Genomic DNA, 14,568 nt, shown 5'->3' on the forward strand with positions numbered 1-14,568 from the left:
GGTGCAACCATGTATGAGAATTTTACAAAGAATCGTTTCTGGTTTTGGAAATCGATGGAGACGTACGCGTTAGGGTTCTACTTTATCATCAAGCAGAATACGTTCATTTTTGAACCCCCTAAACCGACGTTATTGGATGTGCTGGATGATCCACCCGCAATTTTTATTTTGGCGTGTGTAGGAACGTTGGGGCTTGTTTACTCGCTATGGGACATTCAACTACCATACTACAAAGCCTTGATGGCTGGGACACTAACATTTGTCTGGGCGTTCTTCATGATAGCCTTTGCGGCGCATGATTTTGCGACTGCCCGATACGTTAGTTTTGAGAGTATGTACGCGTTAGCCATTCTAGTTACAATGGTACATGAACAGATTGTTGGGGGTTGAAAGCCGTGAGCGATGTCGTTATCGTGGCCCTGATCAGTTCTGCTACGGCGATCGTTGTTGCGTTGATTCCACAAATCTTTCCAGCACGCAAAGAGGATAGCGCGGCCACTAACGGCGGTTCGATTTCTGAGTTGAAAAAGGAGAACAGGGCACTTAAAAAAGAGAATGCAGAGAAGCAAGAAATTATTGATTACTATAGGAAGCGGGATGGAATAAAATGACAAGCTTTATTCAATTAGTAAATGGCGGTACAATTGCGGCCATTGGTGTTGTGGTATTTCTAATTATCTGGGCACTAAAGGGAACCAAATTTAATAATCAGTACTTGCCAATTGCGGCCGAATTAATCGGTGCGGTAATTGGTATTTTTATTGCCTTAGCGATGGCTGATACTTCATGGGTCGTTGGAATGGTTGACGGCTTAGTTGCGGGTGCGGTTAGTGTTGGCGGTAATGAACTCGTTAAGTCAATTCTGAACACGTTTAGTATGAATGGAGGTGTGAAGTAATGAGTTTGAATGGTATCGATATCGCGAGTTACCAGGCCGGAATGAACGCGGGGGATGTTACGGGTGACTTCGTTATCGTCAAAGCGACTGAGGGTACGAATTACATGAATCCTGTTTTTAGTGGTCATGTTAAGCAAACGTTAGCAGCGGGCAAGAAGCTAGGCATTTACCATTTTGCCAGTGTCGGCGATGCTAAGAAGCAGGCTGACTATTTCTTGAAGAAAGTTAGCAGCTACGTTGGTAAGGCCATGCTTGTGCTTGATTTTGAAGGCCCTGCCATTGCTCAAGGTGTTGGTTGGGCCGAAACGTGGTTAGATTATGTTTACGCTAAGACTGGCGTTCGTCCTGTGATTTACATGGGGCTTGCTGATGAGAACCGGCTAGATTGGAAATCAGTTGTCAAATCCGGCTATGGCCTGTGGGTGGCTCAGTATAATAATTACAACGCGGTCAATGACTATAAGCCACGCAATCTGTACGGATCCCTGAGACACTGGAAATCTGCCACTATTTTTCAGTACACTAGCTCAGGCCGTTTAGGTGGTTGGTCCGGAAATCTTGACTTTGATGTGTTTTACGGCAGTAAGGCGGATTGGGATAAGTATGTTAAGGCACCCAAGTCGGCAGCAGTGATTAAGCCTAAAGTAAAGCCGAAAATTACCGCGCCTAGTTGGGTCAAGGAACATAAAACGTATACACTCAAAACGGCGGTTAAGCTACGTACAGGCGCATCTACATCGGCCGGCGTGATTGGCGTACTGTCTGCTGGTCAAACCGTTAAAACGGACCGAGCTATCATTAAAGGTGGCTATCGGTGGGTTCGACAACCACGATCAACCGGGTATGGCTACATGGCTACTGGTCCAGTAGGAAATACACTCGAATATGTGAAATAAGGTTAATCCCCGTACTAGTCATTGCGACCGGTGTGGGGATTTTTTTTGGTTACAAAAGTCCCAAACCAGCAAGTGAACCTGGCATGGGACCGATGCGGAAAGATTATGAAATTTGAATAACGTTACCCGCTTAATTTTTTAAAAGTTCCCACAAAATGTCCCACAGTTATAAAGTACGGAGTGGAACATAAAGGTATTCAAAATTTTAAAATGCTGATTTACCAGCGATTTAGACACATTTAATAATCGATTAGTACCAGAATATTTTTTGATTACCTCTAATCAACTTATATTTTGAAAGGTTAATGTTTTCCTTTCAACGGTTATAGAATAAGGCTTTTAGAACTAATTGAACACCGTCAAAATGTTGGTGGGTGTACGTTTTCGGACATTTGAGTAGTTGAGTGTTCGAAAACCAACGTTTTTTTGAAAATTGCGTGGTAAGATGGAATTATATTAACGAGGGAGTCTAGTGGGATGGCAAAGGATGTTCGCAAAATCAAAACTGAACGCGATCTGCAAAATGCGTTTTTATCACTGTTAACAACGAAGGGGTTTCGGCAGCTAACCGTCGCGGATATTTGTCAGGCGTCGTTGACGAGTCGTTCGACTTTTTACGCACATTACCTAGATAAGTATGATTTGTTGGAGCAGATGGTCGCACACTACACTGCAATGTTTGCGCAGCGCGTCAGTGTGCGTTTTCAGCAAATCATTGCGGGTCAAATTGATGACTTGCTGCACAGCTTACTAGCGGATATGGCGGAAAATCGACAGACACTTCAAATTCTGTTTACCGTGCACGAGCCAGATGCAGATCTCAAGGCGAACTTTTACCAGTTACTTTATCGGCAATGGGAGACCTTTATCAAGAGTCAACCCGTGGCACAGCCGGTACCCATGGAACTGATTGCCAGCATGGGAAGCAACGTTCAAATGACCCTGATTGAATGGGTTATTGATCACGGAGAAAGTAGCTTAGATGGTGTGGCGGAAGCGGTTAATACCATCCGTAAAGCAATTCTAATTCAGATTAAGGCACCGGATGATCAGCTTAGCTAAACTAAAAAATGCGTTGAATCAAAAAAGATTCAACGCATTTTTTAGTTTAAATAAGTTTGTGGGGTGTTCAGTAGCGTTTGCAGTTCGTTAAAAAAGGTACTGACGTGGTAGCCATCCGCGGTAGCGTGATTGATCGTCAAGCTCAGTGGCATGGTGGTGTGTTCATGTTCACTTTTGAATTGTCCCGCCTGAAAAATGGGGAAAAAGGTGGTTAAGGGCTTAAATGGCAATGGCGTATAACTTGAAAAGTTAACCCACGGTAAGCTTCCAATGTTAACCAGATTAGCTGATTGGGGTGCTTTGGGCATGGGCCCCGGTTGTTGGCCGTATTTATTAAGGTCGGCTAGATAGTGCTGATAAAAGACCGTAAAGTCTTCATCATAAGCGGTCCACAAATTAGAAATTGAGTGGTCAGCGTGGATGACCGTATACGATGGGTGTAAAACATCATATGTCACGAGTTGTTCGTCGATATAACCGATACGCATTTCAGGATGTTTAGTCAGTAGCCGGCTGACCAAGTATAGGTAAACCGCGTTGAATTTGACGTGATTAGTGCGGGTCCAGGCTAAAGTAGCGGTGACATCCAAATCGACGGTCAGTGAAAAGCCGGTCGGATTCATCTTGGTAAAATAATAAAAGTATTGTTGGCGGGGCCAATTTTGTTGGTCAATCACCGTGTAATGGTTATTCATGTTCAGTTTTCCTTCCAATCCTTGGGACGCTGGTTATAGCCATCGTCGTCAAAGGGGTGTAATTTGTGTAGCCACTTGTCTTTAAGGTCCTTTAACGTAGCACGCATATTGGTAACGTCGGCAGTGTCGGCTTTCCAAAGGATGCTGTAAGTAAAATTATCAGCGCCCTGTTCGTTCCAGTCGGCCTGTAGTGGCGTGTTGCGGTAAAAATTTTTGTTCAGGTTTAGTTGGTAAAACTGCCAACGGTTATGCAGGTTAGGGACAACGTCGATAAAACGTTTGTGTGTAAGGTTGTTTTCAATCTGAATCACCCCGTAAAAGGTCGGTGCCATTTTATAGGCTTCTTGTAATTGTTTTTTGCGTTCTGTTTCCATGATTAGTCCTTTCCAGTTGTACGCCAGTATTCATGCCCGTCTGCGGTTCGTGTTAAAAAACCGTAATCGACAAGGTAGCGGCGGACGGTGACAAAGTCAAAGTAAATTGGTTTAAGTAATTGGTTGATTGCAGGTTCCGAAAAATGTTGATTAGCTGGGATTTCATCAATGATCCGGGTCAGAACCGTTAAGATGACTTTCTGCTTTTTAGGCCAACGTTTAAGTTTCAAGGGTTGGTGTTCAAAGTCAAAGTAGTGTTGCAGGGTCGTCGCGGCTTCGTCTTCGGTAATCATAAAGCGGTCGTCAACGGGCCCCGTTTGTGAGGGAACGTCAATTAGGGGACTTTCCTGACTAGCAGCTTGGTCAAAAACGGCGTCGTAAATGGCCAAGTAGAGTCGAGCCTGTTTAGCCTTTTCACGGAAGGTAAATTTCTGGTGGCGAATCGTCGCGGCGGCGACTTGTAATTGTTTAGCTAAATCTTGATCCTTAATACCGGTTGAAAATGCAGTCAGTAAGTCCTGCTGTTTAGTAGTGAGTGTGTTGTAACGACTATCTGCGTGGATCAGTTGGGCTAAGTTGCCACCGTGAACAAGTGTTAAATGATCAACAAGTTCTTTTTCCGGTGTTCCGGTTGGCCAGTGAGCCTGACAGTAATTGCATTGTAAGCCGTCCAGAGTAGGGTGCCAGCCCTGTTTTAGGTCGGTTAAGGTTAAGTTGTTGAGTTCCATTAGATGACCTCCAGTAGATAATAGTATAATTCTGTTTATCATATTTGTAAACAGAATTATTTAAATGATGTTTACTATTTCGATAAACGCATGGGCGATGCTAGTGTTTATAGATTGTGTAAACATATGCTTAGCGATTAGAAAGGCTGTGCATCATTAATCAATACGGTTTAATTAAAGAAATCTTGGTCTTATAATATGTGCCGGTACTCTAACTTAGAATACGGGAATAAGACTAAATGTGCTTTTGAAACTTTTAAAGTTACATGATTTTGAAGGCTGATTTTCAAAATCTGAAGGTTAAATCAAATTCGTGGAGGTGTTAAAAATGGTAGAAGTGTCCTATCATCGTGCGTTTGGTGTGTACGGGATCATCGGCAGTTTGCAGCAAGGATTGGTCGTTACGAAAAGATTTGGTGGTCCCTATACGAATCGCTACGATTTGCCAGGCGGTAGTTTAGAAGACGGTGAGCCGCTAACGGTAGCGATTGGCAGAGAAATTCGGGAAGAGACCGGGCTACAATCAGTTCAAGTGAGTCAATTGGGCGCGACGAGTTTTCGTTACCCATGGGATTTTGAACAGTGGCATTTTAATCAACATATTGCGATTTTTTATCGAGTGAGCCAAACAACGGGGACGTTGGCGCCAACTGTTCCGGACTTTGACGGTCAGGATTCACACGGGGCTGTTCAGCTACCCTTAGCACAGCTTACCTTGGCAAATGTGTCGCCCTTAGTTTTAAAAGCAAAACAGTATTTATTGAATGGTGAACAATTCGATTCGACCGATACCACTTACGCAACTTGGGACGTGTTGACACATCCAGTCTATTGAAATGATTTATAACGCAATAAATTCAAATTACCGAAAAAAGGATCAACGGTGGCCCAGTGAAGTTGGGTTGCTAGTTGATCTTTTAATTTTGGTTGCAATTCTTTAAAATTAATGATAGTGTACTAGTTGAAATAGAACACTTAATACACACTGAAATGAGGTGTCAAAATGGCTTTTGCGACGTCCGGAGCGCCTTACTATGAACAATTGTTGATGCAGATTAAGCAGCAGATCGTTCAGGGGACTTTGCAACCAGGTGATAAATTACCGTCAATTCGGTCGATGGCGACAACCATGCACCTGAACCCGAACACAGTCAGTAAAACGTATCAATTATTGGAGAGTCAACACGCAGTTTATACCATTAAAGGACGGGGGACCTTTGTGAATACGCCGACGAAAACAACGCTTAACCCAATTGCGGTAGCGGAAGTTCAAACTAAATTTGAGACTATCTTAACGGAAGCACAATTTTTAGGTATCACGGAACAACAGGTACAAGAATGGGTTGCGAAAGCTTATCAAGGAGGAAAAACAGATGAGCATTAAAGTTAGTGGATTAAGTAAAATGATTAATCAGCAGCCCATCTTGACTGAAATTAGTTTTGAATGGCCTGCAACCCGGATTATTGGGCTGGTTGGACGAAACGGCGCGGGGAAAACGACGTTGTTTCGCACCATGGCGGATCATTATCGCTCTGATGCGGGGACAATGACGATTGACGGTCAAGATGTTAGTCAACATCCGGCCGCACGTCAAAAGCTTTTTTATATTGATACGCAAAATAATTTCTTTGGCAATCAGACGCTTGGTCAAATCGCAACGCAGTACGCCATTGGTTATGCAAACTTTGACATATCCCGGTTTGAGCAACTTTTGAAAACTGAACGGTTAACCTTGAAAAGTCATTACCGACAATTATCCAAGGGCCAGCGAATGTTAAGTCAAATTTTGATAGCATTAGCGAGTGATGCACCCTACGTCATCTTGGATGAACCTTTTGATGGTTTAGACATTCTCGTGCGTGAACGGATTGTCGCCCTAATCGTAAGCGCCGCCGCTGACCGACAGATTAGTTTTTTGATTTCATCACACAATTTGGACGAACTGGACGGGTTATGTGAACAAGCCTTGTTCTTAAAGGATCAACACTTGGTTGCTAATTACGATTTAGAGGCTTTAAGACAGCGCGCTCGAAAACTGCAACTGGTTTTTAAAACCAAAACGGTTCCAGCGGTGATCAAAGATCATGGTCAACTGATCAACGTTTACGGTCGGGTATTGGAAGTTTACTTTGATGACTATACGGATGAGCTGGATGCTGAATTAAAGGCTGCTGATCCAGTTATGATGACGGACTGTCCGTTGACAATTACCGATGTTTTCCGGGTGAAGCTGGGGGATGCCCGGAACCTTTTAGGTGGTGAGTAAATGACTTGTAGACAAGTACATCGCTTGTGGTGGTCACAAAGTTGGCGGTGGGTCATCGGGTTAATGGCGGTGCTTATCGTGATTGGCATGGGTGCCGCAGTTAAAACGACCCAGGGCCATCAACAGGGCCTGCAACAAACGTCCCAGATGAAAGCCTATCAAGCTTCCGACTACCGTAAACATCCCGAAAACTATCAACTTCACGGTCATCAGGTCAGCTTAGCCGAATATAATACTGAACAGTACCAGTTTTTTAGTAAGAATCAGTTTAAAGTTCATGGTTATGAAACTCGAATCGGTGTAACTGGAAATAATTGGTATTACCTATTTATGATGATTGCGGGGCTAGTGTTCGCCTTTTGGGGACGTCGGACACACTACGCTGAGTTCATGTTGGGGCTAGGCGCGACGCGCAATCAATTGTTTCTCGTTCAGCTAGGTCAGGCCTTGGCGTTGACCCTCACGGTTGCAGTGGCACAGTTAATCTACTGGGGATGGGTTATTGCCGTGATACCAGAAAAGTATCAAGCTTATCGTAATCTGGCCGGCCTCTTTGGGAGCAACGCTGCCATTGTGGCGATTAGCTTTGGAATGCTAGTGCTCGGTTGGTTCGTTGGCTTGTTGAATAATCGGTTTTGGTTAGCGACCATTTTAAGTGGGCTATCATGGCGGTTTTTAGAGGGCGTCGGCAGTGAATCCGGTTACGCCATGCTGCTTTTCGGTGACAATGTGCTTCCGGTAGGTTTTTGGTTTTATGCGCATTATTACGTGGCAAGCAGTTTGGTGTTAGGGCTCTCGATACTAGCTTGTGGTGCAATTTGGCAGTTACAACGGACTTGGAGTGCTGAACTGACACCGTTTGGTGGTGAAACATTGTTTAGAAAGGTTGGCTTGATTGGTGTTGTCACGATTGCTGGTGGGGCCATATTAGGCGATATCTTTTTACAGCCGTTTATACCGGGGGTATTGCCATGGTTTGAGATTTTAGGGATGGCAATTTTACTGGTGGTCCTATTATTGGGCTTAACTATTCAGAAGCAGCGATCAAAGGGGGTGCAACATGGCGCATAAACCGTTACGCCGGTTAGTTTGGCGTCAGCACTGGTCAATATTGTTACTGATTTTGATTGGGCTAGTGGGTAGTGCTGCGGTTCAGAGCTTGTACGGTAGTCAAGCTTGGCACACGCAAAGTGATCCCCGGTTGATTGATAGTCAGGTGCAGTATCGTCGTAAACATCATGATTATGTTGACTCAGTCGGTAAGCGCTATTCGTCAAAACAGGCCTTTTTAAAAGATTATCAGGAACGACAACTGCAAGTTTATCGGCAGCAACCCACTAAAAAGACCAAAACGATTCGTGGCAACTTTGGCACGCAGATTAATCAATATTACTTTGTGATTGGAATTTTGGCCGGAACCGTGATGATTTGGTATGCACGGCGCCGCTACTTGAATGAGTTTTTACAAACGTTGGGGTATCGTCGCTCTGAAATTTATCGTCAACAGTGGTTACAATATGGGCTTACGGTGGTTGGTGGTGTTGTTATGGGGAGTTTAGTCAATCTCGCTATTTTGAGGTCACAGATTCCCGCCGCCTACTTTACTTATTTTAAGTGGCAAGCTTGGTTGCAAGATTTAACGGGGGATGCCGTGGTTGCACTTTGTGTCTTTGCAATTGCTAGTTTGGCAACCGTGGTCATTAATAATGTGATTGTGGCAGGGGCGTTGACGCTTTCCCTATATTTATATTGGTGGATGCCACAGAGTGTTTGGCAAAACGCAACGACAGCGATTGCCGCTAATTATTTGTCACGGCACTGGGGGTTGGGCTGTGTTCTAGCAGTCCTGATCATCGGAATCACTTGGGGGCTTGCGCAGTGGCTAGTTTCAGGTTATTCCGCGGAGCAGCGGTCCCAGTTAGTCGTTCATCGCAGTTTGCGGTTAATCTTGCTACTGATTATGAGTGTTCCTCTAGGGGTTATCTTAAGTCGGATTTTTCGGGGCTTTATTCTGAGCAATACCAGTTGGCCTAGTCTGGTATTGGGATGGATTTTAGGCTTAGTCGTCTTAACTGTTTGGATTTATCGTCCGAAGTGGAGTCGACGGTTATGGGAACTGATGGGCCAGCTAAGATAGCCTTTGTATTGAATAATTGAACTGAGCCTTCTCAGACAACGGACCTAGTTGCTTGGGAAGGCTTTTTTTAGTAAGGAACGTTAGACTGCGAGGATATGTCAAAATGATTCAACTGTCATTTCAGTTCGGGTGTACAATTAAGATAGTTAGAATAAACTTAATTAACACGGCTAACGTTATAATGTGACGTTGAGTCGTGTAACGGGGTGATAAAATGGCAGAATCAGAACTGAACAACTTGATTATTGGGGCTTACGAACAAGTGACGGCGCCTAAGTATCATGATGTTAGAATCAAATTAGCACAGGCTTCCCAGGAGCTGACTAATGGGGCCGATGCTGTTAAGATCATGGTTGGGTTACGCCAGGAACTATTGCAGGCTGATTTGTCGTTGACGATTAAAAACCGGATTACCGGGTTGCCGGTGGCCTATCAGGAGCTGTTTAACTATGTTGCACCACGCCTAAAAAAGGTGGATGCCCAGGTTATTGACCGGTATACGCACTACGGTTTTATTCCAATGAAACTGGGGAGTACCGTCAAGTATTCGTAAAGTAAGTTGAAATGTCATTTAATTGACATTTAGGTTTGAATATCAAAAAAGACAAGCTCATTTTGACGAGCTTGTCTTTTTTAGCAGCTAGTTATAAAAAAGAGCCGGTTCAACAATCACACCCTCATTAGGGATGGTGGTCGCTGAACCGGCGCTTTTGAAAGTCACGTTTTATTTTTTCGGGGTTAATTGTTCAACTAAGTCCGCACTAGGTGAGACGTACAGGGTCTTTTGGCCCTCGTAGATCACGAAGCCCGGTTTAGCGCCGTTGGGTTTGCGAATCCGACGAACCTGCACGTAATCTACGGGCACGGTCGCTGAATCGCGCGCCTTGGAGAAGTACGCGGCTAGGTTAGCAGCCTCATTCAAGGTTTGTTCACTAGGATCATCAGAGTGGATGATGACGTGTGACCCTGGAATCTTCTGCGTATGCAACCAGTAATCCGTCTTGTGCGCCGTCTTTAACGTTAACTGATCATTTTGACGGTTATTCTTACCGACTGAAATTTCAGTGCCGTCGCTAGCAACAAATTCTTGTGGCTGACTTGGTTTACGGGAACTGCGTTGTTTTTTCTTAGTCTTGCGCTGTTTGAGGTAACCTTGCTGGGTCAACTCTTCGCGGATTTCAGCAATGTCTGCGGGGGTAGCCAATTCGATCTGCGTTTGGATGTTATCCAAGTAGTCGATTTCCGCCTGGGTCAACTTAATCTGTTCACCCACGTAAATGACCGCGTTTTTTTGCTTCTGATAACGTGAGAAATATTTTTGCGCGTTACGCGAAGGTGAAAGCTGATTGGACAACTGAATCTTTAAGGGCTGGTTATCGTGATAATAATCAGGTAAGGAAATCTCAGTCATCCCGCGTTTGACTTCGTGTAAATAAGTCGTCAAGATTTCACCTTTGAGCCGCAACTCGTCAGCTTGTTTGGTGTTGGCCAAAGTTTGTTGCAACTTCTTCATCTTATTACGGTTCTTCTTCAAGTCGTTACGAACGACCCGAATCAAGTTGCCGGCTTGTTGTTGGACCCGTTCACGTTGCGCGGCGTCAGCGTAATAGAAGTCGAGTAGGTGACTCAACGAATCAAATTCACGGTGTTGGTCGCCAAAGTGGTCAAACCGCCCAGCGGCAAACATCGTTTTGCGATTTGGTAAAGTTAGCAAGGTCGCTTGGGGATGATCAAACTGGTCCAAGAAGGCTTGGTAGTGTTGGCCCAAATCACCCGGTTGGTGTAGGTCAGCGGCCAATTGTTGCGCACTGTCACGGCCTAAGCCTTGGTAGTGCTGTTGTAACTGTTTAGCCAGAACGTCTTCGTTCGGATACTGTTTGACGAGGTCTAAGTAGTCCGTATTCGGTTTAAACGGATCGAGCTTATCCTGTTTCGGTGGTTCGATATACGTCGCACCCGGCAATAGTAGCCGGTAACGGTTTTGGTCGGCGCCGACATGTTTAACCACGTCGAGAATCCGACTCGTTTTTTGGTCAATTAAAATGACGTTACTGTGACGCGCCATAATTTCAATAATTAAGGAGAGTTGTTCGGCATCCCCTAATTCATTCCGAGTTGTAATCGTCAGTTGGACGACCCGGTCATTAGCCGGTTGTTGAATATCGGTGATGATGGCGCCCTGCAAATACTTCCGCATCATCATGGCAAAGTTCGTTGGAACCGCTGGGTTAATGTACGGAATTTCAGTCACTTGAATCCGGGGGTACGTTGGATCCGCGGATAGGAGCAGTGGCCAGTTTTTCCGGTTAGCCCGAACGGTTAAAATCAACTCGTTTTGATACGGCTGGTTAATTTTAGCAATCCGACCGTTTAATAAGTTTTGGCGTAATTCGGTGACCATGGCGTGGGTAAATAATCCATCAAAAGACATGTGATCACTCGCTTTCATCTAAAGTTTCGTTCATAACTGCGTTAATCGCAGTCAACCGCCTAATAGTATACCGTTTTCGGCGGGGTTAAAACAAGTTCCCTGCCCGTTATCTGGCGGAAATTAGCAAGGTCAACTTAAAATCCATGCTATATGCAAAAACTAGTTTAACAATATTTTTACGGAAAACCAGTCGCACTGGTTTAATAGATATTGTATAATACATAGGAATTAGTTTTTTTAGGAGGGCATTCATTATGAAATCAAGTTTAGCCGCGCTAGCTGCAACTGCGAAGCAGCAAACCGCGATGTTAAAACAAATCACGAAAGCACAGGGCGTGACGGTCGCAGAGTGGCAACTCTTATTACAACTGCAAGTTGGTTATAATACGCAGGAAAAGTTAGCGACCGTGATGCAATTAGACACGTCGACGTTAAGTCGCCAACTCGCGAGCTTAGTTAAAAAGGAACGGTTGAGTAAGGAAGCTGTTGGTCGCGACCGGCGGCAATTGATCTATTCGGTCACGCCAGCGGGAACCACTGCGGTCGAAGCCATTAACGCCGCCTATGAAGCCTATGAAGCCGCCGTCTTTGATAAGTGGCCCCAAGATGAACAAAACTTATTACGAATCTTATTGAATCGATTAAATAAATCCGTTGACCGCACCTTAGAAGCCTAAACCAATGGCCAAAAAGTTTGGAAGGTAGTGTCTCAATTAATTTTATGCTATGATGATGAATATTACTTTAAAGATGAGAAGTAGGTGTATGTCATGAAGATTGCTGTTGTTACTGACAGCACCAGCTATTTGACACCGCAAGAGGTCGCCGATAACGATATTCACGTTGTGCCGATCCCGGTGATTATAGATGGGAAAGTGTATCAAGAAGGCGTCGATATTACGACGGCGGATTTTTATGCCAATATGAAATCATTTAAGTCATTTCCAAGTACGTCCCAGCCACCCGTTGGGGAAATGATAGAATTTTATAACCGGCTCGGAGACGAAGGTTACGATGCTGTGATCAGTATTCATCTGGCTAGCACCATTTCCGGTTTTTATAATAGTTTGATGAATATGCGGGATATGGTCGACCGCATTAAATTAGTACCCTATGATTCACAAATTACGGTGCGTTTAATGGGATACTTAGCCTTAGAGGCTGCCCGAATGGCAAAGGCTGGCAATAGTGTCGAGGAAATTTTGGCACGGCTGGATGATTTGCGGGCGTCCATGGGCGAATACTTTATCGTGGATGATCTACAAAACTTGGTCCGGGGTGGTCGGTTGTCCAACGCCTCCGCATTTATCGGGAGCGTCTTACGAATCAAACCGTTACTAACTTTTGATGAAAAGCACGAAATCGTGGCCTTTGAAAAAGTGCGTTCAACTAAAAAGGCCTTAGCGCGCGTGGAGCACCTGTTTGCGGAAGCTCAGGCTAAGGTGGATTACCCGCTGCGTGCAATCATTGTGCAAGGGAATAACCTTGAAGCAGCGCAAGCTTGGAAAGCCAAGTTGCAGAAACAATATCCCGACATGCCAATTGACTTGACCTACTTTGGCCCGGTCATTGGTGCCCATCTAGGGGATAAGTCGTTAGCCTTAGCTTGGCTGAAAGACATTGACAAGGCGTATAAATAATGAAAATTATTTTTTCTAACGAATCACCTAACCGGGCAGCGGCCTACGCACTGCGTCAAGCCGTTTTTGTTGAGGAACGCGGGATTCCCGCTGACGTTGAATTTGACGACAAGGATACCGATGAACGGCTCTACGCCGTTTTATATTTACAGCCGGACTTACCAGTAGTCACGTTGCGATTAGAACCAGAAGCGAAACACGTGATGCGATTTGGCCGGGTCTGTACCCGTAAAGCTTACCGGGGGCAGGGCTTAGGAAAAGTGTTACTGACGGCTGCTGAACGGTGGGCAGTCGAACACGGCGCTACTCAAGGAAAAATTGATGGCGAATTAAGTGCTCAGTCCTTTTATGAACGTTGCGGTTACCACGTCACGGCGGGACCGTTTGAAGAAGACGGTGCGACGGTCGTGGTTATGAATAAGCCATTATTATAATTAAAAGCGGTTGTTTTTCCGGTGTGTCAACTGGGAAAACGACCGCTTTATTTTGCGATTAAGGATTTGACTAACGTGGCTGATTCAGGGAAAATAAGCAGTGAGCTTTAAATAATAGAAATTGAGGCGCTTTTAATGAAAACGAGAGCTGAATTAAAGCATGAGGTCAAACAATTATTCAAGGGCCGGTGGAAAGATGCGATTTTACTCTGCATCGTGGTCAGTTTATTGTCGATTTTTACGATATTAACGAATTATTCAGACCAAGCACAAAAGTGGCAAGGTAAGAATACGATGACCGACGGCGCAATCAACCAAGCGTTGCATTTGACAGCTTTTGATATTGTCATGTTAACCACGGTATTACTCGTCATTGTTTTGGTTCAAGCAATTTTTTCACTGATTGTTAATATTTTTAAAGTTGGGACCAGTTACACGATGCTCGATTGGGTTCGCAATCCCGAACGTGAGATTCACCCCGTGAGTGACTCGACTAGCGGCTTTACTAAGAAGTATGCCTGGCCAATTATTGGGCTATCCATTCTCCAGGGTGTTTTTATCTTACTGTGGTCATTATTATTAATTGTGCCCGGAATAATTAAGATTTATTCGTATTCGCAGACCTACTACGTGTACAAGGATATGCTCGCAGCGACACCGGATGGTCAGCCTAAGCCCCGGCTTCTAGATGCCATTACGCGGAGTCGTCAATTGATGGTCGGCCATAAGTGGCAGTTATTCGTTATCCAGCTGAGTTTTCTTGGTTGGGGAATCCTGAGTGCAATTACCATGGGGATCGGTCAATTGTGGCTCATGCCTTACATGTACGGGACGCTTGCTAATTATTACGATAATTTGGTCCAAAACGCCTAATAGACTCCGGACCCGCCGGCATTTGCCCAGCGGGCCTTTTATCGTAAATTATTGGCTTATTCTCCCGGATGGACCGGGACAAGCGTGGTAAAATATGGTAAACTGGCGAAAGCAAGAAAGGAAGTGCGATAGT

The 14,568-nt window shown here is 44.7% G+C and carries 19 protein-coding genes; 15 read left to right on the plus strand and 4 right to left on the minus strand.

Going from position 1 to position 14,568, the window contains the following annotated elements; all coding sequences use genetic code 11:
* The first annotated feature begins 9 nt into the window (after nt 1-9).
* From AAA939_RS05715 to AAA939_RS05735, 5 genes are all read left to right on the plus strand, one after another.
* Entirely contained in the window at nt 10-390 is a 381-nt protein-coding gene (locus AAA939_RS05715; protein ID WP_338208362.1) for a hypothetical protein, read from the plus strand.
* A gap of 5 nt (nt 391-395) precedes the next feature.
* Entirely contained in the window at nt 396-611 is a 216-nt protein-coding gene (locus tag AAA939_RS05720) for a hypothetical protein (protein ID WP_338208364.1), read from the plus strand.
* Nucleotides 608-898: a lysis protein gene (locus AAA939_RS05725; protein ID WP_338208366.1), complete on the plus strand. Its 291-nt coding sequence runs from the start codon at nt 608-610 to the stop codon at nt 896-898. Before AAA939_RS05720 ends, AAA939_RS05725 begins: the two co-directional genes overlap by 4 nt.
* Nucleotides 898-1,794: a GH25 family lysozyme gene (locus tag AAA939_RS05730; RefSeq protein ID WP_338230558.1), complete on the plus strand. Its 897-nt coding sequence runs from the start codon at nt 898-900 to the stop codon at nt 1,792-1,794. The genes AAA939_RS05725 and AAA939_RS05730 overlap by 1 nt, the downstream gene beginning before the upstream one ends.
* A gap of 477 nt (nt 1,795-2,271) precedes the next feature.
* Nucleotides 2,272-2,856, plus strand: coding sequence for a TetR/AcrR family transcriptional regulator (locus tag AAA939_RS05735; protein WP_338208371.1), 585 nt, complete (start codon nt 2,272-2,274; stop codon nt 2,854-2,856).
* Between the two features lie 41 nt (nt 2,857-2,897).
* Here the strand turns inward: AAA939_RS05735 and AAA939_RS05740 are convergent, their stop codons facing one another.
* From AAA939_RS05740 to AAA939_RS05750, 3 genes are read right to left on the minus strand one after another with little or no spacing between them, the layout of a single operon-like run.
* Complete coding sequence (locus AAA939_RS05740; protein WP_338208373.1) at nt 2,898-3,551, minus strand: chloramphenicol acetyltransferase; 654 nt, start codon at nt 3,549-3,551, stop codon at nt 2,898-2,900.
* Between the two features lie 2 nt (nt 3,552-3,553).
* Complete coding sequence (locus AAA939_RS05745; RefSeq protein WP_338208375.1) at nt 3,554-3,925, minus strand: GIY-YIG nuclease family protein; 372 nt, start codon at nt 3,923-3,925, stop codon at nt 3,554-3,556.
* Between the two features lie 2 nt (nt 3,926-3,927).
* Nucleotides 3,928-4,653, minus strand: a complete 726-nt coding sequence (locus tag AAA939_RS05750; protein ID WP_338208377.1) for a DUF2087 domain-containing protein — start codon at nt 4,651-4,653, stop codon at nt 3,928-3,930.
* Between the two features lie 328 nt (nt 4,654-4,981).
* On the opposite strand from AAA939_RS05750, the gene AAA939_RS05755 reads away from it, so the two are divergent.
* The 6 genes from AAA939_RS05755 to AAA939_RS05780 all read left to right on the plus strand — a co-directional run bounded on the left by AAA939_RS05755 (nt 4,982) and on the right by AAA939_RS05780 (nt 9,610).
* On the plus strand, nt 4,982-5,488 hold the full coding sequence (locus tag AAA939_RS05755; RefSeq protein ID WP_338208379.1) for an NUDIX hydrolase: 507 nt from the start codon (nt 4,982-4,984) through the stop codon (nt 5,486-5,488).
* 168 nt (nt 5,489-5,656) lie between these two features.
* Nucleotides 5,657-6,037, plus strand: a complete 381-nt coding sequence (locus tag AAA939_RS05760) for a GntR family transcriptional regulator (protein ID WP_338208381.1) — start codon at nt 5,657-5,659, stop codon at nt 6,035-6,037.
* Entirely contained in the window at nt 6,027-6,920 is an 894-nt protein-coding gene (locus AAA939_RS05765; protein ID WP_338208384.1) for an ATP-binding cassette domain-containing protein, read from the plus strand. Before AAA939_RS05760 ends, AAA939_RS05765 begins: the two co-directional genes overlap by 11 nt.
* On the plus strand, nt 6,921-7,991 hold the full coding sequence (locus tag AAA939_RS05770) for a hypothetical protein (RefSeq protein WP_338208386.1): 1,071 nt from the start codon (nt 6,921-6,923) through the stop codon (nt 7,989-7,991). It begins immediately after the preceding gene.
* Nucleotides 7,981-9,057, plus strand: a complete 1,077-nt coding sequence (locus tag AAA939_RS05775) for a hypothetical protein (protein ID WP_338208388.1) — start codon at nt 7,981-7,983, stop codon at nt 9,055-9,057. The genes AAA939_RS05770 and AAA939_RS05775 overlap by 11 nt, the downstream gene beginning before the upstream one ends.
* A 214-nt stretch (nt 9,058-9,271) precedes the next feature.
* Complete coding sequence (locus AAA939_RS05780) at nt 9,272-9,610, plus strand: hypothetical protein (RefSeq protein ID WP_338208390.1); 339 nt, start codon at nt 9,272-9,274, stop codon at nt 9,608-9,610.
* A 171-nt stretch (nt 9,611-9,781) separates the two neighbouring features.
* Here AAA939_RS05780 and AAA939_RS05785 read toward each other — a convergent pair whose 3' ends face one another.
* Entirely contained in the window at nt 9,782-11,488 is a 1,707-nt protein-coding gene (locus AAA939_RS05785; protein WP_338208456.1) for an NFACT RNA binding domain-containing protein, read from the minus strand.
* 254 nt (nt 11,489-11,742) lie between these two features.
* Between AAA939_RS05785 and AAA939_RS05790 the strand changes: the two genes are divergently transcribed.
* The 4 genes from AAA939_RS05790 to AAA939_RS05805 all read left to right on the plus strand — a co-directional run bounded on the left by AAA939_RS05790 (nt 11,743) and on the right by AAA939_RS05805 (nt 14,435).
* Nucleotides 11,743-12,165, plus strand: coding sequence for a MarR family winged helix-turn-helix transcriptional regulator (locus tag AAA939_RS05790; RefSeq protein ID WP_338208392.1), 423 nt, complete (start codon nt 11,743-11,745; stop codon nt 12,163-12,165).
* 93 nt (nt 12,166-12,258) lie between these two features.
* Entirely contained in the window at nt 12,259-13,128 is an 870-nt protein-coding gene (locus AAA939_RS05795) for a DegV family protein (RefSeq protein WP_338208394.1), read from the plus strand.
* Nucleotides 13,128-13,562, plus strand: a complete 435-nt coding sequence (locus AAA939_RS05800; protein WP_338230560.1) for a GNAT family N-acetyltransferase — start codon at nt 13,128-13,130, stop codon at nt 13,560-13,562. Before AAA939_RS05795 ends, AAA939_RS05800 begins: the two co-directional genes overlap by 1 nt.
* 135 nt (nt 13,563-13,697) lie before the next feature.
* Nucleotides 13,698-14,435, plus strand: coding sequence for a DUF975 family protein (locus tag AAA939_RS05805; RefSeq protein WP_338230562.1), 738 nt, complete (start codon nt 13,698-13,700; stop codon nt 14,433-14,435).
* The last annotated feature ends 133 nt before the right edge of the window (nt 14,436-14,568 follow it).

The sequence above is a fragment of the Lactiplantibacillus paraxiangfangensis genome (assembly GCF_036246185.1).
In the GTDB taxonomy this organism is placed as follows: Bacteria; Bacillota; Bacilli; order Lactobacillales; family Lactobacillaceae; genus Lactiplantibacillus; species Lactiplantibacillus paraxiangfangensis.

Excerpts from the sequence above, each read along its gene's own strand:
- AAA939_RS05715 (WP_338208362.1), top strand. The coding sequence starts at position 10 with ATGTATGAGAATTTTACAAAGAATCGTTTCTGGTTTTGGAAATCGATG.
- AAA939_RS05725 (WP_338208366.1), top strand. The coding sequence starts at position 608 with ATGACAAGCTTTATTCAATTAGTAAATGGCGGTACAATTGCGGCCATT.
- AAA939_RS05730 (WP_338230558.1), top strand. The coding sequence starts at position 898 with ATGAGTTTGAATGGTATCGATATCGCGAGTTACCAGGCCGGAATGAAC.
- AAA939_RS05735 (WP_338208371.1), top strand. The coding sequence starts at position 2,272 with ATGGCAAAGGATGTTCGCAAAATCAAAACTGAACGCGATCTGCAAAAT.
- AAA939_RS05740 (WP_338208373.1), bottom strand. The coding sequence starts at position 3,551 with ATGAATAACCATTACACGGTGATTGACCAACAAAATTGGCCCCGCCAA.
- AAA939_RS05745 (WP_338208375.1), bottom strand. The coding sequence starts at position 3,925 with ATGGAAACAGAACGCAAAAAACAATTACAAGAAGCCTATAAAATGGCA.
- AAA939_RS05750 (WP_338208377.1), bottom strand. The coding sequence starts at position 4,653 with ATGGAACTCAACAACTTAACCTTAACCGACCTAAAACAGGGCTGGCAC.
- AAA939_RS05755 (WP_338208379.1), top strand. The coding sequence starts at position 4,982 with ATGGTAGAAGTGTCCTATCATCGTGCGTTTGGTGTGTACGGGATCATC.
- AAA939_RS05760 (WP_338208381.1), top strand. The coding sequence starts at position 5,657 with ATGGCTTTTGCGACGTCCGGAGCGCCTTACTATGAACAATTGTTGATG.
- AAA939_RS05765 (WP_338208384.1), top strand. The coding sequence starts at position 6,027 with ATGAGCATTAAAGTTAGTGGATTAAGTAAAATGATTAATCAGCAGCCC.
- AAA939_RS05770 (WP_338208386.1), top strand. The coding sequence starts at position 6,921 with ATGACTTGTAGACAAGTACATCGCTTGTGGTGGTCACAAAGTTGGCGG.
- AAA939_RS05775 (WP_338208388.1), top strand. The coding sequence starts at position 7,981 with ATGGCGCATAAACCGTTACGCCGGTTAGTTTGGCGTCAGCACTGGTCA.
- AAA939_RS05780 (WP_338208390.1), top strand. The coding sequence starts at position 9,272 with ATGGCAGAATCAGAACTGAACAACTTGATTATTGGGGCTTACGAACAA.
- AAA939_RS05785 (WP_338208456.1), bottom strand. The coding sequence starts at position 11,488 with ATGTCTTTTGATGGATTATTTACCCACGCCATGGTCACCGAATTACGC.
- AAA939_RS05790 (WP_338208392.1), top strand. The coding sequence starts at position 11,743 with ATGAAATCAAGTTTAGCCGCGCTAGCTGCAACTGCGAAGCAGCAAACC.
- AAA939_RS05795 (WP_338208394.1), top strand. The coding sequence starts at position 12,259 with ATGAAGATTGCTGTTGTTACTGACAGCACCAGCTATTTGACACCGCAA.
- AAA939_RS05800 (WP_338230560.1), top strand. The coding sequence starts at position 13,128 with ATGAAAATTATTTTTTCTAACGAATCACCTAACCGGGCAGCGGCCTAC.
- AAA939_RS05805 (WP_338230562.1), top strand. The coding sequence starts at position 13,698 with ATGAAAACGAGAGCTGAATTAAAGCATGAGGTCAAACAATTATTCAAG.